The following is an 18,493-nucleotide window of genomic DNA, read 5'->3' on the forward strand; positions in this document are numbered from 1 at the left end:
TCGACTGGGCGAGTGGCGGCGTCGTCGTTCCCGGCTAACTGCTGCCGAACAGGCCGGACATATTGGCGAAGCGGGCGAAGTCGCCTTGGGCGCCGCTGTAGACGTTGACGTCGGTGGCGCCGCCGATCCCCGGCACGCTGCCCCGATCGGTGGTCTGCCAGAAGGTCCAGGTGGGCCAGCCGCCCGGGACCTCGGGGTGTTCGTCGCCGCTGTAGTCGGCGATCCAGAGGGGGTAGCGGGTGAAGGCGTTGGAGTCGGCCATCGCCGTCTTCCAGAAGTTCGGGTAGGTGTAGATGATCGGCGTGCGGCCGGTCAGGGCCTGCAAGGCGTTGAGGTAGCGGTGGGTCCACTCGACCAGCGCGGCGGGGCTCAGGCCGCCGGAGGCTTCCAGATCCAGCACCGGCGGCAGATCCAGCGGGCCGTTCTGGCCGAGCACGGTCGCGGCGTACAGCGCGGCCTGCGGCTCGGGCGGCAGCTCCGGGCGCGCGTAGTGGTAGGTCCCGCGCGCCACACCGGCGGTCCGCATGAGAATGCTGTCCGGCACGAAGTACGGGTTCACATAGTGCAGCCCCTCGGTGGCCTTCACCATCGCGAACTGATGCCCGGCCGCCCGCACCGCGTGCCAGTCGATCAACCGCCCGTCCACGTGCTGCCACGACGACACATCCGGCCCGCTCGGCGCCGCCTGCGCCGCCACCGGCCCCACCACCCCCGCGGCGACGACCGCCACCGCACAACCCCGCCGAACCGCCGAACTCCACCGCTTGGTGTCCATGGAGCACGACCGTAGGTGACCACCGCGCCGATGACCAGCGTCTCCCCGGGGTGTCCGCGAATCCCTGGCGTCGGTGGGTGGTCGTATCTTGGTGCCGACGGCGGCGATGGGAGCGGGATGGCGAACAAGCGGGTGGTGCGGGTCGAGCCTGCGGTCGGGGTGCCACGGGGGACGCGGGAGGCGGTGGCACCGGCGGACGATCCGGGCGATGACGCGACGGTGGTGGGAGTCGAGTATCGCGGGGCCGACTTCGCCGAGCTGAAGGTGTACGGGTTCGGGGTCGAGCAGTGTGTGTTCGACAGCGTGCGGTTTCCGAGCACCTTGCGGCAGGCCACCATCACCGAGTCGGTGTTGCGGGTGTGCGATCTGGCCAATGTGCAGGCCGACGATTCCTCGATGTTCGAGACCGCGATCGAGCACGGCAGGCTCACCGGGTTGTCGTGGACGGCGGGGGTGTTGCGTGATGTGCTGATCGAGTCGTCGCGGGCGGATCTGTCCTCGTTCGCCGAATCCCGTTTGCGCACCGTCGTTTTCCGCGACTGCGACCTGCGTCAAGCCGACTTCCAGCGCACCGAGTTCCGCAATGTCCGCTTCGAGCGCTGCAATCTCACCGGCGCCCGCTTCGCTGACGCGCGTCCTCAGCAGAACCTGCGCTTCGAGGACTGCGACCTCACCGGCATCACCGGCGTCACCGCCCTGCGCGGCGCCACCATCCAGGGCGGCGACCTGGAATCACTGGCCGCGACCCTCGCGCGCGAACTGGGCATCACCGTCGAATGGCAGGTCTACGCGGGCGAGCACTGAGCGGCGGTCAGCCTAGCCAGTCGAGAACCGAAGCGGCCGTCCAGGATTGCTGCATGCTGCCCAGCGGGGCGCCGGTGAAGGGCTCGTAGTATTCGGCGAAGCTGCCGTCGGAAGCCTGGCGCAGCCCCTCGGCGCGCAGCATGTAGGAGCGTTCGGCCCAGCCGCGGCGGGCGAAGGCCCAGGAGAACAGCCAGCTCATCACCGGCCAGACCGGGCCGCGCCAGTATTCGCGGGGGCGGAAGTCCTTGGAGACGGGGGAGGTCGAGGGCGGCAGGGCGTAGCGCAGGTCGGGGTGGCCGCAGAAGCGCGGGCCCTCGAAGGTGGTGAGCAGGGCGCGTTCGGCGGCGCGGGGCAGGCCGCCGGAGAGCAGTGGGGCGAACATGGCCAGGGTCTCGGTGCCGATCCACCGGCGCAGCCGGACGTCGTAATCGCGGGCGGCGCCGGTGCGTTCATCGGTGGTCGCCACTACACCGGTGCGGAAACGTTGCGCCCACTGGTGCAGTTCGCGCACGTCGGCGTGGGGCTGCTTGTACTCCTCGCCGATATCGGCGAGCACCTCGCAGGCCAGGGCGAAGATGGCCGAGACGAACACGTCCTCCACCGCGAAGCTCATCACCGAGGTGAGCTGGAAGTCGTCGTAGTTGGCCCGGCGCATCTGCTCGACCAGCCACAGATAGCGGTCGTATTCGCGATCGCTGGGGCGCTGGGTGGGATCGGAGATGATCGCGGTGTCGGCGCGCCGATACGGTGGCAGGTCGGCGCCGGGCACCACGTGCGCGTAGGCGCGGTCCCAGCGCGGTGAGTTGTCCATTCCGGATTCCCAGCCGTGGTACAGCGTGATCCGGCCGTTCTCCTTGGGGTCGCGCGCGTGCGCGAGCCAGCGGTGCCAGCGCACCAGATCCGGCCAGCGGCGGTTGAGGAACTCCTCGGCGACAGCCCGCGTGGAACGTCCGTGCCTGCGGGAATGGTCGAGAATGCGTTGCACGGCGATGGCGTGTACGGGCGGCTGGGTGATGCCCGAGGTGTCGGGTCCGTCGGGGGCGTTGGCGGCCAACTTGCGACACTCCCAGCGCGCGGGCCCGGGGAAGTAGCCGTCGACGCCGTTGGCGAAGACGATGTGCGGGATCATCCCGTTCTTCCACTGTGCCGAGAGCAGCGTGTCGAGTTCGACCACCGCGCGCTCCACACTCAGCGGCGCCAGCCCGACCGCGACGAACGCCGCGTCCCAGCTCCACATGTGCGGGTAGAGGCGGGGCGCGGCGCTGGTCATGGTGCCCAGGTCGTTGCCGCGCAGGAGGTAGGCGGCGCGGGCCGCGAGCTGCGTGGGGGTGAACCCGGGGTCGGTCATTTCTCTATTCTGCGGTCGGCCAGGCGACACGGCATCCCGGCGCGGCTGTGACGGTCAGTACCCCGTCGGCCGGTTGTCGTTCTGCGCGGCCGCGCCGACGGAACTGAGCATGGTGGTGATGCACAGGCCGACGAGCAGGTTGATCACCGCGGTCGCGATCTTGGCGTCCAGGTCGGCGACCAGCGTGAACGGCAGGATCACCGCGACGGCCGTCACCAGCAGGCAGATCCAGGTGAAGAACGTCAGCGGGCTGGGCATGGCCAGCAGCAGCACCATGAGCAGCGCCGTCGCCAGCAGCGCGGCACCCGCGGCGGCCATGGCGTAGGAGGTGGTGGACACCGTGCCGTACGCGCCAGCTCCCTCGGGCGACAGGATCGCGATGCCGAGCACCCCGCGCACCAGCATGATCGCCACGACGACGAGGAGCGCGGCCACCACGGCGGTTCCGATCCCACCCGCCCAGAGCTTGCCGATGTTCACCGCCGGTTTGGGCGGCTGCTGCCCCTGATTCCGCGGATACTGGGGATTCGCTGGATCGTAGTCATACCGAGGATCGGTCATACCCCGACGGTACTAGCGCCCACCCCTGATCAGCGCCGAATCCACCCAGGTGTCTCCGACCGATACCCGGATCGCCGGATTTGCCGGAATCCCCCGCGCCCTCGGTGCTGGACGGTTGATCACCGCGCACGGGGGTGGGTACCGACCGCCACCAGCGCGTGGTGATCTCGAACGTGCCGTTAGCGTGGGGGTATGACGGTGACCAATACTCCCGCCGCGACGGCGTTGATCACGGGTGCGAGCCGGGGGCTCGGGGCGGCGATCGCCAGGGAACTCGCGCCGACGCACGATCTGCTGCTCGGTGCGCGTTCGGACGACGCGCTGAAGCCGATTCTCGCCGAGCTGCCGAACGCGACGGGCTGGCCGGTATCGCTCACCGACTACGCGGCGGTCGCCGAGGCGGCCGCGCGGGTCGAGCGGCTCGACGTGCTCGTCCACAACGCGGGGATCGCCGATCTGGGGACGGTCGCGGAGTCCTCGGTCGAGCAGTGGCGCAGCACCCTCGAGGTGAACCTGATCGCGGTGGCCGAGCTGACGCGCGTGCTGCTGCCCGCGCTGCGCCGGGCGAACGGCCATGTGGTGCTGATCAATTCGGGCGCGGGCCTGCGCGCGCATCCGGGCTGGGGTTCCTACGCGGCGAGCAAATTCGGGCTGCGCGCCTTCGCTGACGCGCTGCGCCAGGAAGAGCCGTCCCTGCGGGTGACCTCGATCTTCCCCGGCCGCATCGACACCGATATGCAGCGCGCGATCGTCGCCGACGAGGGCCGCGAGTACCGCCCGGAGGAGTTCCTGCGCGCCGAGACCGTGGCCGGGGCGGTGCGCACGGCCGTCGATACGCCGAGCGACGGTCATCCGACCGAAGTGGTGCTGCGCCCGGCATAATCGTGCGCACGAGCCCGTCGACGTGCGGAAATCGACGGCGCCCGCCCGAGAACGCCGGATGTCCCGGAGGGGGATCGCCCGTGGAACGACGTCGAATGCTGGCCCTGCTCGCGGCGGGCACCGCCGTGGCGCTGACCGGGTGCGCGACCGCCGAGGGCGAGGCGGTCGAATCCGGTTCCGGCGGCGAGATCCCGATCGCGCCACCGGCCCCGGCCCCGGCGGTGCTGCCGCCACCGCCGGGCGGTCCGCGCTCGATCATTCCGCCGGGCACCATCACCGCGCTGCCGGGCCAGGGCACCAGCATGGCCCTCACCGTCGACGACGGCGCCAGCCCCGAGGTGGTCGGCGCCTACACCCAGTGGGCCAGGGACACCGGCGCCCGCTTCACCTTCTTCGTCACCGGCTACTACGAGTCCTGGACCATCCACCGCGACGCCCTGCGCCCGCTGGTCGACTCCGGCCAGATCCAGCTCGCCAACCACACCTGGGACCACGCCGCGCTCACCAAGCTGAGCGCGAGCGGCGTCGCCGACCAGCTCAACCGCACGAAGACCTTCCTGCGCGATACGTTCGGCGTCGACGGCACGCCCTTCTACCGCCCGCCGTTCGGCTACCACAACGCCACCGTCGACAAGGTCGCCGCCGATCTCGGCTACACCGTCCCGGCCATGTGGTACGGCTCGCTGTCGGACTCCGGCCTGATCACCGAGGAGTACCTGATCGAGTGCGCGCGAAAGTATTTCGCGGCCCAGGCGATCGTCATCGGGCACGCCAACTTCGCCCCGGTAACCCGCTGCTACGGCCAGCTCGTCGACATCATCCGCGAGCGCAACCTCTCGCTGGTGACCTTGAACGACGTGCTCGAGGTGCGTGGCTGAGGGAAACGCCCGGAGACGGTTACGGGACGATATTGACCATCTTGCCCGGCACCACGATCACCTTGCGCGGGGCTTGCCCCTCGAGCAGGGCGACGACCTTCTCATCGGCCAGTGCGGCTGCCTCGATGGCGGCCGGGTCGGCGTCGGCGGGCACCTGGATGCGGCTGCGCACCTTGCCCTTCACCTGGATCGGATACTCCACCGAATCCGCCACCAGCAGTGCGGGATCGGCGATCGGGAAGGGGCCGTGGGCCAGGGACGCGGTGTGGCCCAGGCGTTCCCACAGTTCCTCGGCGATGTGCGGGGCCAGCGGGGCCAGCATCAGCACCAGCGGTTCCACGGCGGCGCGCGGGGCGCCGTCGGGGTAGTTCTTGGTGAGATGGTTGGTCAGCTCGATCAGCTTGGCGCCCGCGGTGTTGTCGCGCAGCGCGGCCAGGTCCTCGTCCACCCCGGCGATGGTGCGGTGCACCAAGCGCAGGGTCTCGTCCGAGGGCGCGGTGTCGGTGACCTTCGCCGCGCCGGTCTCCTCGTCGACCACCAGGCGCCACACGCGCTGCAGGAAGCGGTGCGCGCCGACGACGTCCTTGGTCGACCACGGACGCGAGGTGTCCAGCGGGCCCATCGACATCTCGTAGAAGCGGAAGGTGTCGGCGCCGTACTGATCGCACATCTCGTCGGGCGAGATGGCGTTCTTCAGCGACTTGCCGATCTTGCCGTACTCCTGGAAGACCTCGATCTCGACACCGTCGGTGCCGGTCCAGAAGAACTTCCCGTCGCGCTCGACGACCTCGGTGGCCTGCACGTACGCACCGCGTTCGTCGGCGTAGGCGTAGTCCTGGATGTAACCCTGGTTGTACAGGCGCCGGTAGGGCTCGCTGCCGGAGACATCACCCAGGTCGAACAGCACCTTCTGCCAGAACCGCGCGTACAGCAGGTGCAGCACGGCGTGCTCCACACCGCCGACGTACAGGTCCACGCCACCCGGATCGTTCGGGCCGTGCTCGGCCGTGCGCGGGCCCAGCCAGTACTTCTCGTTCTCCTCGGCGCAGAACGTCTCGGCATTGGTCGGGTCGGCGTAGCGCAGCTGGTACCAGGAGGAACCGGCCCAGTTGGGCATGACATTGGTGTCGCGGCGGTAGGTGCGCGGCCCGTCGCCCAGGTCCAGTTCCACGTGCACCCAGTCGGTGGCCTTGGCCAGCGGCGGGGAGGGCTCGGAGTTCGCGTCGTCGGGGTCGAAGGTGACCGGCGCGAAGTCCTCCATCTCCGGAAGTTCCACGGGCAGCATGGATTCCGGCAGCGCGTGCGCCACATTGTGCTCGTCGTAGACGATCGGGAACGGCTCGCCCCAGTAGCGCTGCCGGGCGAACAGCCAGTCGCGCAGCTTGTACTGCACCGTGCCGGTGCCGTGGCCCTCGGCCTCCAGGTGACCGATCATGGTCGCCTTGGCCTCGTCCACCGAAAGCCCGTTCAGGAAGCCGGAATTCACCAGCTCGCCGTCACCGGACCAGGCGCCCTCGGTGATGTCGCCGCCGGAGATCACCTCGACGATCGGCAGACCCAGCGCGGTCGCGAACTCCCAGTCGCGGTGGTCGTGGCCGGGCACCGCCATGATCGCGCCGGTGCCGTAACCGCTCAGCACGTAGTCGGCGATGAAGATCGGCACCTGCTTGCCGTCGGCCGGGTTGGTCGCGTAGGAGCCGAGGAAGACACCGGTCTTCTCCTTGTTCTCCTGACGCTCCAGATCCGACTTGGCCGCGATCGACTCGCGGTAGGCGGCAACGGCTTCGGCCGGGGTGCCCGCGCCGCCATTGGTCCAGGCCGCCTCGGTGCCGTCCGGCCAGGCGGCGGCGGTCAGCTTGTCGACCAGTTCGTGTTCGGGGGCCAGCACCACGTAGGTGGCGCCGAACAGGGTGTCGGGGCGGGTGGTGAACACCTCGATGGTCTCGTCGCCGGGGGCGTCGAAGCGTACCTGCGCGCCGCGCGAGCGCCCGATCCAGTTGCGCTGCATGGACTTCACATTGTCCGGCCAGTCCAGCGTATCCAGGTCGTCGACCAGGCGGTCGGAGTAGGAGGTGATGCGCATCATCCACTGCCACATGCGCTTACGGAACACCGGGAAGTTGCCGCGCTCGCTGCGGCCGTCGGCGGTGACCTCTTCGTTCGACAGCACCGTACCCAGCCCCGGGCACCAGTTGACGATCGAATCCGACTGGTACACCAGGCGATACGAGTCGATCAGCGCGGCGCGCTCGGCGGCGCCCAGGCTGTTCCAGTCGCCGTCGGGTACCGGGCGCGAGCCGTTGGCGAACTGCTCTTCCAGCTCGGCGATCGGGCGGGCCCGGTCGGCCTCCTGGTCGTACCAGGCGTTGTAGATGCGCAGGAAGATCCACTGCGTCCACCGGTAGTACTCGGGGTCGGTGGTGGCGAAGGAGCGTCGCGGGTCGTGGCCCAGGCCCAGCCGGTCCAGCTGACGCTGCATGGTCGCGATATTGGACTCGGTGGTCACCCTCGGGTGCGCGCCGGTCTGCACCGCGTACTGCTCGGCGGGCAGGCCGAAGGCGTCGTAGCCCAGCGCGTGCAGCACATTGCGGCCGCGCATGCGGTGATAGCGGCCGAACACGTCGGTGGCGATGTAGCCCAGCGGGTGGCCCACGTGCAGGCCCGCGCCCGAGGGGAACGGGAACATGTCCTGGATGAACAGCTTGTCGGCCGGGGTCTCGCCCGCGAGCGGGCCGACCGGGTTGGGCGCGTGGAACGTGCCGCGCTCGGTCCAGTTCTGCTGCCAGCGCCGCTCGATCCGCCCCGCCAGCTCGGCGTTGTACCGGTGCTGAGGTACGTCACTCTCGGTAGTACGAGTGTCCTGCACGGTCCTGCCTTCTTGTTCTCGCCGATCCCCGGTAAACATCGTCTAACAGGGTAGATCGTCGGCGCCATCCGTTTTGCCACGCCCCGCGCGGTGTGTGGGCGGTCACCTCGGTGGGGAGCGCTCGATCCGGGGTCGGCGCGGGTGCGCTAGCCTGCAGGAATGGTCGTCGTCGCTCTGATTCTGTTCGCGCTGGCCGCGGTCGCCATCGTGACCGGTGTGCTCGGACTGCTCGGCAAGCTGCCCCGCAATCCCTTCCTCGGTGTCACCACCGAGGCCGCGCTGCACAGCGACGACAACTTCCGCATCGCCAACCGCATCGCGGCCCCCACCTCGGTGGGCGCGGGCGCGCTGCTGTTCGCCGGTGGCCTGGTGGCCCTGGTCGCGAGCGGTTTCGCCGCTCTCGGCGTGGCGGTGGCCGTGGCCGTCATCGCGATCTTCACCCTCGGTGCGGGCGCCAACGCGGCGGCCCGCGCGGTCGAACCCCTGTTGCCCCCGGCTCCCGTCGGCGGCTGCGGTTCCTCGTGCGGCGGCTGCTCGCTGCGCGACACCTGCGCGCCCGCCAACTGACCGCGCCCCCCGGGTCGCCCCGAAATCGGTGGCTGACCGGGCCTGTCTTAGGTACAACGGAGGCAGGCATCTGAACGGGGGAAGTTCATGAAGGTTGTCGCAGCGGCGTTTCTCGTCGCGTTGATCGGGGTGGTCGTCGCCATCGTGTCGCCGCTGGCCGGTGGCTTGGTGTTGCTCGGGGCCGCGGTGCTGTTCGTCGTCGGGTGCGTGCGGGTGGGCGCGCAGAACTCCAAGCCGTTGCGGTCGAGGCGTCAGCGCTGGCGGGCCGCGTCGGGTGGTGCGGCCGAGTCCGGCGCGGCCACCGGTGGCGGCTTCCTGTGGTTCGGCGGTGGCGGCAGCGACGGCGGGAGTGGCAGCGGCTGTGGTGGCGGTAGCGGCTGCGGCGGAGGCGGCGGTGGTTGCGGCGGCGGGAGCTGATCGGCGTGCGGTGGGCGGTCACGTGCCGCCCACCGCACGCGCGGCTCAGCGGGTGCCGAGGTATTCGATATAGCCGGTGCCGGTGATCGGCGCGCCGCGGAACCGGCCGGTGTACTCGTAACTGCCGACGTAGCCGCCCGCCATCCCGTAGACGTAGTCGTCGTTGGTGGTGCCGTGGATCTCGATCAGCTCGTCGCCGTTGTCGTCGTCCACACCCCAGCTGAACTGCGACGCGAGCCGCATCGACAGGCCGTTGGGGGTCCGGCGCGGCGCGGGCTCGAGGCGGTGGACCTCGAAGTGGAATCCGGCCTCGTAGGTGCCGCCGTGGTCGGTGAGCGAGCGCAGGTAGACCGCCCGCTGCACGGGCACCCCGAGCGGGCCGAGCACCTCCACCATGAGCACCTGGGTGCTGTCGTCGATATTGATGATCTGGTAGGTGAAGAACCGCAGCGGCAGCGGGACGTGCGCGCCGCGCGCGTATTCGAGGGTGTTGAGCCCGGCGATCTCGACGGTCTCGCCCGCGTGGGTGACCCGGCCTTCGTACTGGCACAGCAGGGACCAGTGGTCGTAGAGCCCGCCACGCAGCGCCACGAAATGCGACACCTTGTCGGTGGCGCGCACCCGCAGATCCAGCTCGAAGGCCGGATTGCGGTAGGCGACGGTGAAATTCGGATAGCGCCCCTCTAGCTGGAACTCCTCGCCGAAGCGGACCACGCTCGAATCGGGCGCGAGCTCCAGATCGCGCGCCACCCGATACCCACGGAACTGCCCCGGAAACCGCACCCCCGCGCCGACGAGCAGATTGGCGGTGTCGGCATCGGTCGTCTCGATCAGATGATCGTTGCGCCACAGCGGGATTCGTGGCTGACCGATCACCGTGATCACATCGAGGAAGTTCAGCGGCGCGGGCAGTCCGGGCAGCATGAGCCCGTAGTGGACCGTGCGGTACCGCCCGCGCGGCGGATGGAACGCGGTCTGTGGATCGAACGGCGTACCCCGCATCGCGTAGGCGCCGGAGGCTGCGCGCTGTGCGGCCCGGGACACAACATCTCTGACACTCATCGAAGTCCTCTCGCAAACACCGTTGTATGCGTAACTCAAAGTATCAGAAACAATTGACGTTTTGGTAAATTCATTCCGGCGACGGAGTACGCGCAGGTCAGGCGCGATTTGTCAGTGCGGTGTGGATGGCCCGGCTGACGGTGGGGTCGGCGATGGCGACGCGGGCGCTGCCGTCGGGGTAGGGCTTGGCCTTGATGCCAGCGCGGCGGAGAGTGGTGGCCGGGCCGGGGCCGGGGAGGTAGAGGAAGTTGGCGTGGCTGTCGGGGGTGACGATGCCGTCGGCGTGCAGGGCGGCGCGCAGGCGGTCGCGCTCGTGGGTGATGCGGGCGACGCGCTCGCGGAGTTCGGGCTCGGCGGCGTAGCTGGCGCGCACGGCGGCCACGGCCGAGGTGGGGACGCCGAAGGGGAGTTGCTGCTGGCGGACGCGGTCGATCAGGGGTGCGCGGCCGAGGCAGTAGCCGATGCGCAACCCCGCCAGGCCGTACGCCTTCGAGAAGGTGCGCAGGATCAACAGATTGGGGTGTTTGCGCAGGAGGTCGTGGATGTCGAGATGATCGGCGGGAGCGAGGAATTCGACGTAGGCCTCGTCGAGCAGCACGGGGATCTTGCGGCCGACGGCCGACAGGAACGAGCGGACCGCGCCCGCGTCGAGCAGGGTGCCGGTGGGATTGTGCGGACGGCACACGACGATCAGCGCGGTGCGGCGGTTCACCACGCGACGCAGGGCGGGCAGGTCCTGATCGCCCGCCGCGTCGAGCGGCACGGGGACCAGCGTCATCCCGGTCATCTCCGCCATCACCGGATAGCCGTCGAATGTCGGTGTGCTGCTGACGAGTTCACCCGCACCGAGCGCGCGCATCACCTGGAGTGCCACGCCGGTGGCGCCCGCGCCGACCACCACCTCCTCGGGCCGCACGCCGAGATGCTCGGCGATCAGGCGCGGCAGTTGGTCGGGCAGGAACTCCGGATATCGGTTGGCCAGCGTGAGCGTCTCGCGTACCGCCGCGATCACGGAAGGCAGTGGCGGGAAAGGGTTCTCGCTGAGACTGAGGTCGACGCGGGTACTCCCGGCGGCGAAGCGCCGTGACGGGATGGTGGGTTCGGCGAGCAGGGTCATCGCGCCGCGCCCCAGCGCACCGCCGCCGCACCGGCGAAATCCCCCGCGTGCGCGAACGCCGACATCAGCACCACCGACCCGTTGCGCAACCGGCCCGCCCGATTCTCCACATCCAGCGTCACGGGAATGCCCGCCGCGAACAGGTTTCCGCACTGATCGAAGGTGTCGGGGTGGCGATCGGCGGGCAGTTCCAGCGCGTCGGTCCAGTTGCGCAGGAACAGGCGGTTGGGCTGGTTGGTGACGAAGGTGTCGATATCGCGCCCCTTCACCCCGATGTGGTCGCACACCGCCAGCGCCACCTCGGGCACCAGCCGATTGCCGCGCGCGAACACCTTGGTGATCTTGGATTCGGTGAAACTCACGCACCCCTGCCCCTCGCCGGGCTCCCAGTACTTGCGCGGGCCGTTGGTGGAGAAGTCCATGTCACCGGCGAATTCGGGGTAGGTGCGGCATTCGATGTCGAGGATGGGGGCCGAATCGTCCTTGCGCAGCAGGCCGATGCCGCAGCCGTCACCGGGCACCGGCGCCTGGGCCAGCTTGCGGATGTCGGGCTGGGTGAACACCGGGCCCGCGCAGTTCTGGGTGGCGACGATCAGCGCCGTCTTCGCCTCGCTGGTGGCCATCATCATCCTGGCCAGCGCCATCATGTGCACGAAGGCCGCGCAGCCGCCGTTGTGCACGTCGAGCACGTGGGCGGGGTGCGCACCGAGGCGCCGGGCCAGCTCGGGGCCCGCGCCCATGACCGGATTGTCGGGGAGCTGGGTGTGGGTGATGATGATGTCGAGCTCGGCGGCCAGCCCGTCGCCGTGACGTTCGCGCAGGGCGGCGAAGGCGTGTTCGGCCAGGTCGACGGCGGTGTCGTCGCGGGAGACGTGATGGCGGCCGGTCGGCGACCGGAACATCACGTTCTTGGCCATCCGCTCCGAGCGCGAGTACTGGGTGAAGTAGTCGGTGGGGACCGGGTCGCCGGGCAGGTAGCTCGCGACGTCGACCAGGCTCACAGCTGGCGTGTTCACCGCATCCACTCCGGCTTGACGGGCAGCCCGTTGGCCGCGCGATATTCGCAAATGGCCTTGAGGTTGTCCAGCTCGAGCTGGTGCCCGGCGGAGAACATCTCCCAGAAGTCGCCCACCCACACCGGCCGACCCGGCGGCGCCGTCTCGGGATAGCCGTTCTCGTCGTAGAAGGGGTGGTGACAGTTCACCCACAGCACCACCGAGCCCGGCTTGTCGAACACCACCTGCGCGTCGACCACCCGCATCAGGTAGATCATCCACAGGTGCGCGGACTGATCCCAGGCGCAGTGGTAGTCCACGGTCATGGCCTCGGGATGGGCGACGGTGCGGGTGTAGCACTTGGTGCTGTCGCCGAGCCGGTCGTAGGACAGCCACAGCCCCGGCTCGTCGGTCTCGGCGAAGCCGCGCAGGCTGTAGGTCCATTCCTCGAGCGAGCGGGTGTCGGCCAGATACTCGAAGACCTCGCGCGGCGGCGCGGCGATATAGGACTGCACCGGGCAGTACTCGCCGAAGACCTGGTCGTGCGGATACACCGACCGCAGCATGTCCATGATGATCGGCGTGGTCGCCTCGCGATCGGAGTTCTCGATCCGCAGCACACCGGGCACCACCCCGTCGGGGATGTCGCTGAGAGCGGGCAGCTCGCTGGTCGTCACGATGTTCTCCTCGCGGATTCGATGGTCGACAGGAAAGGGTGGAAGGGCGGGATTTCGTCGGGGTCGCACAGGATTTCGAGAAAGGACGGACCGGGGGTGGCCATGCCGCGGCGCAGGGCTTCGGTGAGGTCGGCGGCGTCTTCGACGGTGTGGGTCACGAGTCCGGGGAACATGGCGGCGATGCCAGCGCCGATGTGGGCGGGACGAAAGCGGTTGAAGCTGTAGCGGTCTCGATAGAAGAGCTGTTCGCGGGTGACGCACATGGCGTGCGCGTTGTTGTTGAAGACCACGAAGGTGATGGGCAGGTCGTACTCCACGGCGGTGTGGATCTCCATGCCGTGCATGAAGAACGCGCCGTCACCGGCGACGACCACGGTGCGGCGCGGTCCGTCGCGGCGGGCGAAGGCCGAGCCGATCCCGGCGCCGAAGGCGTACCCCATGCCACCCATGCCGAGCGCGACGACGAAACGTCCACCGTCGGGGACGCGTAGGTGGTGGACGACCGAGGCGCCGGTATTGCCCGCGTCGGCGAAGACATCGGTGCCGTCGGGCAGCGCGGTCTGGATGGCCTCGACGACCGTGCGGTAGCGCAGGCCGGGGCCGTCGGATTCCGGGACCGGGAGCGGGGTGGGTTCCCGCGCGGGGGGTGGTGTGCGGGTGTGGGGGAGATGGGGGAGTAGTTCGGTGAGGGTCGTGGCGAGGTCGGTGCTGGTCAGGTGGGTGGCGGGTAGGTGTGGCGGGAGGGTGCCGATGCTCAGCAGGGGCAGATCGGCGAGGGCGGATTCGAGTCCGGCGCGCGTGGTCACCGGGAGACGGGTGCCGATCAACAGGCAGGCGCTCGCGGAGCCCAGCGCGTCGAGGAGTTCGGGATGGCCCATGCTCCCCGCGACGCCGAGATAGCCGGGCCCGGTATTGGCGTAGACGTCCTTGGCATCCGGCGCCAGGCCGATCGAGGCGCCCAGCGCGGAGACGAACTCGGCCAGTGCCGGGCGGGCATTGTCGCGCGCGACCTGGTCACCGGCGATGACGACCAGTGTGCCCGCCCGGTCCATCTCGGCGGCGAAGCGCTGCGCCGCAAGGGAAGCCGATCCGAAGCGACCGTCACCACCTGCGTGGGTCGGGCCTTCGGTTGCTCGGTGGATCGGGGGTGACAGGTGCTGCTGCTGAACATCTTTGGGGAGCAGTAGTACCGCTGGTCCGCCCGCCTCGGCCGCGGTGATGGCGGTCGCGAGTTGGGTGGGGAATGCCGAAGCGTCGGTTACCCGTGCGCAGTAGCGGCTCACCGTCGCGAACAGCGCTCGCGCGTCGATCGATTCGGCGAGTCCACTCGAATCCTGGAACGCCCCGGCGCCTTCCAGTGCGGTCGGTGGTTGCCCGATCAGCGCGAGTACCGGTACCCGCGAGGCGTATGCCTCGGCCAGCCCGGCCACCAGATTCATCGCACCGCCCCCGGAGGTCGCCGCGACGACGCCGAGTCCGCCGGTGGCGCGGGCGTATCCGTCGGCCATGGTCGCCGCCGAGAACTCGTGTTTGGCGACGATTCCGGCGGGGTGGCCGTCCGCGTCGAAGATCGCGTCGTAGAGGTCTTCGATATTGGCGCCGTCGACACCGAAGATGTGGGTGATGCCCCGTTCGGCCAGCTCCCGCACCAGGTAGTCCACCACTCGGTCCGGCATCGGCACTCCTCCACGCGGCATTCCGGGCGGCCTGCGGGCCGCCTCTTCTCGGTACTACGGAGCGCGCGGAACAGGGGTTCATCGGATCGGGGAAACTTCCCTCTTGTGTGTACGTATACATCTACGTATAGTGAGTTCATGCCCAACAAGACGATCTACGTAGCCGACGACGATCTGCCCCTGTTCCAGCGGGCGCAGGAACTCGTCGGGGGCAATCTGTCCAGCACGGTGGTCACCGCGCTGCGCAGGCTCATCCACCTGGAGGAAGGTCGCGAGGCCGGATTCGAGGAGATCGTGTTGCAGGTGGGACGCGACGGGGCCCGTCAGGTGCGCTTCCAGGGTTCGCTGCTGGGGGAATGGCAGGAGATGGGCGACGAGCAGGTGCGGAACCTGACCGTCTACCGCAGTCGCAAGGGCAAGCTCGTGCTGCACACCCACACCGCGGCGTGGAGCGACTATCCGACCGGCCCGGCGGCCGGTGACATGAAGGAGTGGAAGTACTGGCGCCGCTTCTTCGGGATCGGTGATCGCGCCTTCGACTGGGGCGATTACGACTACGAGATCTTCGACGAGGTCACCGCGCTGAAGGGCCGCATCCCCGACAAGCTGTACCGCAAGGTGGTCGACATCGTCGAGCACCCGCAGATCGAGGAGCTCGACATCTAGCTCCCCGCCGACAACCGCACATCTCGCCTCACCACCACGCCCCCCGGGGGGACGTGTCGATAACTCATGCACTTATTCGCACCAATGAATGCAATTCTCTGGAAAGGGACGACCATGGTCAACTCGGCCATCACCGCACGGGGCCTGCGCAAGGCCTACGGCGAGCACACGGTCCTCGACGGCATCGACCTCACCGTCACCGAGGGCACGGTCTTCGCCCTGCTCGGCCCCAACGGCGCGGGCAAGACCACCACCGTGCAGATCCTCACCACGCTCATCGGCGCCGACGGCGGGAACTGCGTGGTCGGCGGCCACGACGTGGTGGCCGACCGGGCGGGCGTGCGCGGACTCATCGGCGTCACCGGGCAGTTCGCCGCCGTCGACGAACTGCTCACCGGGCGCGAGAACCTGCACATGATGGGCGATCTGAACCATCTGCCCCGCCGCGCCACCCGCGACCTGGCCGCCGACCTGCTGACCCGCTTCGACCTGGTCGAGGCCGCCGACAAGCCCGCTGGCACCTACTCCGGCGGCATGACCCGCAGGCTCGACCTGGCCATGACGCTGGTGGGCGACCCGAGGGTGATCTTCCTCGACGAGCCGACCACCGGCCTGGACCCGCGCAGCCGTCGCGGCATCTGGGAGATCATCCGCGGCCTGGTCGACGACCTGGGCGTCACCGTCTTCCTCACCACCCAGTACCTCGAGGAAGCCGACCAGCTCGCCGACCGGATCGCGGTGCTCGACCACGGCCGCATCGTCGCCGAAGGCACCGCGGCGGAGCTGAAACGGCTCGTCCCCGGCGGTCACATCCGCGTCGACTTCGCCGACCAGGCGACCCTCGAAGCGGCGCGCTACGCGCTCGGCCCGTCCGCGTGCGTGCTCGACGGCGGCGACGGCCTCACCCTCGCGGTGCCCAGCGACGGCGGCGTGCGCTCCCTGCGCGCGGTGCTCGACCTGCTCGACGCCGAGAACATCGAAGAGGGTGGCGTTTCCGTGCACACCCCGAACCTCGACGACGTCTTCCTCACCCTTACCGGCGCCACCACCGAACAGGAGTCCCTCGCATGAGTGTCCAGACCGCTACCCCGGGGCACGCGTTGTCCGACACCCTGATCATGTTGCGCCGCAACATGATCCATGCCAAGCGCTATCCGAGCATGGTGTTCGGCATCCTGGTCATGCCGACGGTGCTGCTGCTGGTGTTCAACTACGTCTTCGGCGGGGCATTGGAGAAGTCCTCCGGTGGGGAGTACATCGACTATCTGGCGCCGGGCATGCTGCTGTTGCTGCCCGCGTACATGACGGTGTCGGTGGCCGTCTCGATCGCCACCGACAAGAGCAAGGGCATCGTGAATCGCTTTCGGGTGATGGCGATCTCGCAGTCGGTCATGCTCACCGGGCATGTGCTCGGCGCGCTCGTGCAGGCGCTGGGTGGCATGGCCATGATGACCGGTGTCGCGCTGCTGATCGGCTTCCGGCCCAACGCCGACCTGGTCGAATGGGTCGCCGCCCTCGGCCTGCTCACGCTGGTGACCTTCGCCTTCAGCTGGCTCGCCATCGCGCTGGGTCTGCTCTCGCCCACCCCCGAAAGTGCCAGCAACACACCGTTTCCCATCGTGATGATGCCGTTCCTCGGCAGCGGCCTGGTCGCCACCGACACCATGCCGGTCGGGCTGCGTCAGTTCGCCGAGTACCAGCCGTTCACGCCCATCACCGAGACGCTGCGCGGACTGCTGATGGGCACCGAGATCGGTGCCAACGGGTGGGTCTCGCTGGCCTGGTGCGTGGTGATCGCGGGTGGCGGCTACCTGTGGTCAGTCCGCCTCTCCGCGTATTAGGGCCAGACTCGAGTGCGCTGACAGCAGCGCTGGCGGCTTGCGGCGTGATATGTGCGAAGTCAGCCGGTACCCGGTGAGTTACCCATGTGCTCGCCAGATCAGTCGAACGGCCCCGAACATCTCGGGGCCGTTTCGGCGTGGTCAGAGCTCGGCGACCAGGACCGTGCGGCCGGAGTCCACGGCGGTGATCTCGACGGTGTCGATCGACTCGGGGGCCGCGTCGATGGTGCGTTCGACGGTGAGTTCGGTGCCGGGGCCCGCGGGCCACTGGTCCAGGGCGATGCGCTGGTCGCCGGTGGTGACGACCAGGCCGTAGCGCCAGGTGTAGCCGGAGCCGTAGGCGCTGGGGGCGTAGCGGCAGGTCATCACCAGGCGGGTGCGGTCGCCGTCGCGCAGGAGTCGCACCTCCGCGCTGATCGGGGTCTGCTCGACGGCGCGCAGCTGCTGGGCGGCGACGACCTGGGCGGTGGCCGGGTCCGAGCGCGCGACCGTCATCGTCACCGGGACGGCGATGGCGACCGCGGCCGCGGCGGCCGCCACCGCGCTGCCGATCCCCAGCCAGCGGCGCCGCCTGCGCCTGCGTTCGGCGGTCGCGGCCAGCGCGGGCAGCAGATCGGGCACCGGTGCGGGGTCGGACTCGACCATCGCCAGGGCGGTGTCGCGGTCTACCAGGGCGAGCAGGCCCGGCAGGCCCGACAGCTCGGCGACCGCCTCCTGGCAGTGCGCGCAGTCGAGCAGGTGGGTCTCGTAGGCGCGGCGTTCGGTGGCACCGAGCGAACCGAGGACATAGGCGGCGTCCCAGGTGCTGTACTCGTCGGCGAGGTCGGTCATCGGTTCGTCACCCCCATCTCCTGTAGTGCCAGGCGCAGCGCGCGCATGCCGTAGTGCAGCCGCGACTTCACCGTGCCCGGTGGAATGCCCAGCTCGTCGGCGATCTGGCGCATCCCCAGGCCGCGGTAGTAGGCGCGCACGATCACCTCGCGGTGGTCGGGGCTCAGCGTGCTCAGCGCGTCGGCGACCAGCCAGCCGTCCAGAGCCCGGTCGGACTGGTCGGGGCTCACCTGCTCGGGCGGGGTGTCGGTGCCGAACTCGCGGCGATGACGGGCACTGCGATGCTCGTCGACGGCGAGATTACGGGCCACGGTGAACAACCACGCGCGCGGGGAGGTCTCGGTCTGTTCCAGGACGGCGGGCCGCTGCCAGGCGCGCAGCAGGGTCTCCTGGACGATGTCCTCGGCGCGGCCGGGATCGCGCACCAGGCCCAGGGTGAAACGCCACAGCGCGGGCGCGTGCTCGGCGTAGAGCGCGCGCATCAGTTCGTCGCGACCGTCGTCCATCGGCGGTCCGGATCACTGCTCGGT

The 18,493-nt window shown here is 69.4% G+C and carries 19 protein-coding genes; 8 read left to right on the forward strand and 11 right to left on the reverse strand.

What is annotated here, in order from left to right; genetic code table 11:
• Positions 1 to 34: 34 nt before the first annotated feature.
• Positions 35 to 775 carry a glycoside hydrolase family 25 protein gene (locus QC180_RS03450; RefSeq protein ID WP_278261063.1) on the reverse strand — a complete coding sequence of 247 codons (741 nt, stop codon included), beginning with the start codon at positions 773 to 775 and terminating at the stop codon, positions 35 to 37.
• Between the two features lie 117 nt (positions 776 to 892).
• Between QC180_RS03450 and QC180_RS03455 the strand changes: the two genes are divergently transcribed.
• Positions 893 to 1,579: a pentapeptide repeat-containing protein gene (locus QC180_RS03455; protein WP_278261064.1), complete on the forward strand. Its 687-nt coding sequence runs from the start codon at positions 893 to 895 to the stop codon at positions 1,577 to 1,579.
• Between the two features lie 7 nt (positions 1,580 to 1,586).
• Here the strand turns inward: QC180_RS03455 and ggh are convergent, their stop codons facing one another.
• Positions 1,587 to 2,927 (reverse strand): glucosylglycerate hydrolase, encoded by a 1,341-nt coding sequence (gene ggh, locus QC180_RS03460; RefSeq protein WP_278261065.1) that lies wholly within the window; start codon positions 2,925 to 2,927, stop codon positions 1,587 to 1,589.
• A 54-nt stretch (positions 2,928 to 2,981) separates the two neighbouring features.
• Positions 2,982 to 3,488, reverse strand: a complete 507-nt coding sequence (locus QC180_RS03465) for a DUF6069 family protein (protein WP_278261066.1) — start codon at positions 3,486 to 3,488, stop codon at positions 2,982 to 2,984.
• Positions 3,489 to 3,680: 192 nt separating this feature from the next.
• Between QC180_RS03465 and QC180_RS03470 the strand changes: the two genes are divergently transcribed.
• The gene (locus tag QC180_RS03470; protein ID WP_278261067.1) at positions 3,681 to 4,370 is read left to right on the forward strand and encodes an SDR family oxidoreductase; all 690 of its coding nucleotides are present in this window, start codon (positions 3,681 to 3,683) and stop codon (positions 4,368 to 4,370) included.
• 95 nt (positions 4,371 to 4,465) lie between these two features.
• Complete coding sequence (locus QC180_RS03475; RefSeq protein ID WP_278261204.1) at positions 4,466 to 5,248, forward strand: polysaccharide deacetylase family protein; 783 nt, start codon at positions 4,466 to 4,468, stop codon at positions 5,246 to 5,248.
• A gap of 19 nt (positions 5,249 to 5,267) precedes the next feature.
• On the opposite strand, the gene leuS is transcribed toward QC180_RS03475, so the two are convergent.
• Positions 5,268 to 8,114: a leucine--tRNA ligase gene (gene leuS, locus QC180_RS03480; protein WP_278261068.1), complete on the reverse strand. Its 2,847-nt coding sequence runs from the start codon at positions 8,112 to 8,114 to the stop codon at positions 5,268 to 5,270.
• Between the two features lie 159 nt (positions 8,115 to 8,273).
• Here leuS and QC180_RS03485 point away from each other — a divergent pair, with 159 nt between their 5' ends.
• Positions 8,274 to 8,681 (forward strand): SdpI family protein, encoded by a 408-nt coding sequence (locus QC180_RS03485; RefSeq protein WP_278261069.1) that lies wholly within the window; start codon positions 8,274 to 8,276, stop codon positions 8,679 to 8,681.
• An 87-nt stretch (positions 8,682 to 8,768) separates the two neighbouring features.
• A complete protein-coding gene (locus QC180_RS03490) occupies positions 8,769 to 9,098 on the forward strand; it encodes a hypothetical protein (protein WP_278261070.1) in 330 nt (109 codons plus the stop codon).
• Between the two features lie 45 nt (positions 9,099 to 9,143).
• On the opposite strand, the gene QC180_RS03495 is transcribed toward QC180_RS03490, so the two are convergent.
• The 5 genes from QC180_RS03495 to QC180_RS03515 all read right to left on the reverse strand — a co-directional run bounded on the left by QC180_RS03495 (position 9,144) and on the right by QC180_RS03515 (position 14,625).
• Positions 9,144 to 10,160: a DUF6670 family protein gene (locus QC180_RS03495; protein WP_278261071.1), complete on the reverse strand. Its 1,017-nt coding sequence runs from the start codon at positions 10,158 to 10,160 to the stop codon at positions 9,144 to 9,146.
• Between the two features lie 97 nt (positions 10,161 to 10,257).
• Positions 10,258 to 11,277, reverse strand: coding sequence for a pyridoxal phosphate-dependent aminotransferase (locus tag QC180_RS03500; RefSeq protein ID WP_278261072.1), 1,020 nt, complete (start codon positions 11,275 to 11,277; stop codon positions 10,258 to 10,260).
• Positions 11,274 to 12,293: a 3-oxoacyl-ACP synthase III family protein gene (locus QC180_RS03505; RefSeq protein ID WP_278261073.1), complete on the reverse strand. Its 1,020-nt coding sequence runs from the start codon at positions 12,291 to 12,293 to the stop codon at positions 11,274 to 11,276. The genes QC180_RS03500 and QC180_RS03505 overlap by 4 nt, the downstream gene beginning before the upstream one ends.
• Positions 12,290 to 12,949, reverse strand: a complete 660-nt coding sequence (locus tag QC180_RS03510; protein WP_278261074.1) for an SRPBCC family protein — start codon at positions 12,947 to 12,949, stop codon at positions 12,290 to 12,292. The genes QC180_RS03505 and QC180_RS03510 overlap by 4 nt, the downstream gene beginning before the upstream one ends.
• Complete coding sequence (locus QC180_RS03515; protein ID WP_278261075.1) at positions 12,946 to 14,625, reverse strand: thiamine pyrophosphate-binding protein; 1,680 nt, start codon at positions 14,623 to 14,625, stop codon at positions 12,946 to 12,948. The genes QC180_RS03510 and QC180_RS03515 overlap by 4 nt, the downstream gene beginning before the upstream one ends.
• Positions 14,626 to 14,763: 138 nt before the next feature.
• Here QC180_RS03515 and QC180_RS03520 point away from each other — a divergent pair, with 138 nt between their 5' ends.
• From QC180_RS03520 to QC180_RS03530, 3 genes are all read left to right on the forward strand, one after another.
• Positions 14,764 to 15,291, forward strand: a complete 528-nt coding sequence (locus tag QC180_RS03520; protein WP_278261076.1) for an EXLDI protein — start codon at positions 14,764 to 14,766, stop codon at positions 15,289 to 15,291.
• Positions 15,292 to 15,405: 114 nt separating this feature from the next.
• Positions 15,406 to 16,362: an ATP-binding cassette domain-containing protein gene (locus QC180_RS03525; protein ID WP_278261077.1), complete on the forward strand. Its 957-nt coding sequence runs from the start codon at positions 15,406 to 15,408 to the stop codon at positions 16,360 to 16,362.
• The gene (locus tag QC180_RS03530) at positions 16,359 to 17,132 is read left to right on the forward strand and encodes an ABC transporter permease (RefSeq protein ID WP_278261078.1); all 774 of its coding nucleotides are present in this window, start codon (positions 16,359 to 16,361) and stop codon (positions 17,130 to 17,132) included. Before QC180_RS03525 ends, QC180_RS03530 begins: the two co-directional genes overlap by 4 nt.
• 141 nt (positions 17,133 to 17,273) lie before the next feature.
• Here the strand turns inward: QC180_RS03530 and QC180_RS03535 are convergent, their stop codons facing one another.
• Both QC180_RS03535 and QC180_RS03540 read right to left on the reverse strand, forming a co-directional pair.
• Complete coding sequence (locus tag QC180_RS03535) at positions 17,274 to 17,963, reverse strand: anti-sigma factor family protein (protein ID WP_278261079.1); 690 nt, start codon at positions 17,961 to 17,963, stop codon at positions 17,274 to 17,276.
• On the reverse strand, positions 17,960 to 18,469 hold the full coding sequence (locus QC180_RS03540) for a sigma-70 family RNA polymerase sigma factor (protein ID WP_278261080.1): 510 nt from the start codon (positions 18,467 to 18,469) through the stop codon (positions 17,960 to 17,962). Before QC180_RS03540 ends, QC180_RS03535 begins: the two co-directional genes overlap by 4 nt.
• Positions 18,470 to 18,493: the final 24 nt, after the last annotated feature.

This window comes from Nocardia anocheti, from assembly GCF_029675105.1.
Lineage (GTDB): Bacteria > Actinomycetota > Actinomycetes > Mycobacteriales > Mycobacteriaceae > Nocardia.

Bases quoted from the DNA above. Each gene is read 5' to 3' on its own strand.
- QC180_RS03450 (WP_278261063.1), bottom strand. From the start codon at position 775: ATGGACACCAAGCGGTGGAGTTCGGCGGTTCGGCGGGGTTGTGCGGTG.
- QC180_RS03455 (WP_278261064.1), top strand. From the start codon at position 893: ATGGCGAACAAGCGGGTGGTGCGGGTCGAGCCTGCGGTCGGGGTGCCA.
- ggh (WP_278261065.1), bottom strand. From the start codon at position 2,927: ATGACCGACCCCGGGTTCACCCCCACGCAGCTCGCGGCCCGCGCCGCC.
- QC180_RS03465 (WP_278261066.1), bottom strand. From the start codon at position 3,488: ATGACCGATCCTCGGTATGACTACGATCCAGCGAATCCCCAGTATCCG.
- QC180_RS03470 (WP_278261067.1), top strand. From the start codon at position 3,681: ATGACGGTGACCAATACTCCCGCCGCGACGGCGTTGATCACGGGTGCG.
- QC180_RS03475 (WP_278261204.1), top strand. From the start codon at position 4,466: ATGCTGGCCCTGCTCGCGGCGGGCACCGCCGTGGCGCTGACCGGGTGC.
- QC180_RS03485 (WP_278261069.1), top strand. From the start codon at position 8,274: ATGGTCGTCGTCGCTCTGATTCTGTTCGCGCTGGCCGCGGTCGCCATC.
- QC180_RS03490 (WP_278261070.1), top strand. From the start codon at position 8,769: ATGAAGGTTGTCGCAGCGGCGTTTCTCGTCGCGTTGATCGGGGTGGTC.
- QC180_RS03495 (WP_278261071.1), bottom strand. From the start codon at position 10,160: ATGAGTGTCAGAGATGTTGTGTCCCGGGCCGCACAGCGCGCAGCCTCC.
- QC180_RS03500 (WP_278261072.1), bottom strand. From the start codon at position 11,277: ATGACCCTGCTCGCCGAACCCACCATCCCGTCACGGCGCTTCGCCGCC.
- QC180_RS03515 (WP_278261075.1), bottom strand. From the start codon at position 14,625: ATGCCGGACCGAGTGGTGGACTACCTGGTGCGGGAGCTGGCCGAACGG.
- QC180_RS03520 (WP_278261076.1), top strand. From the start codon at position 14,764: ATGCCCAACAAGACGATCTACGTAGCCGACGACGATCTGCCCCTGTTC.
- QC180_RS03525 (WP_278261077.1), top strand. From the start codon at position 15,406: ATGGTCAACTCGGCCATCACCGCACGGGGCCTGCGCAAGGCCTACGGC.
- QC180_RS03530 (WP_278261078.1), top strand. From the start codon at position 16,359: ATGAGTGTCCAGACCGCTACCCCGGGGCACGCGTTGTCCGACACCCTG.
- QC180_RS03535 (WP_278261079.1), bottom strand. From the start codon at position 17,963: ATGACCGACCTCGCCGACGAGTACAGCACCTGGGACGCCGCCTATGTC.
- QC180_RS03540 (WP_278261080.1), bottom strand. From the start codon at position 18,469: ATGGACGACGGTCGCGACGAACTGATGCGCGCGCTCTACGCCGAGCAC.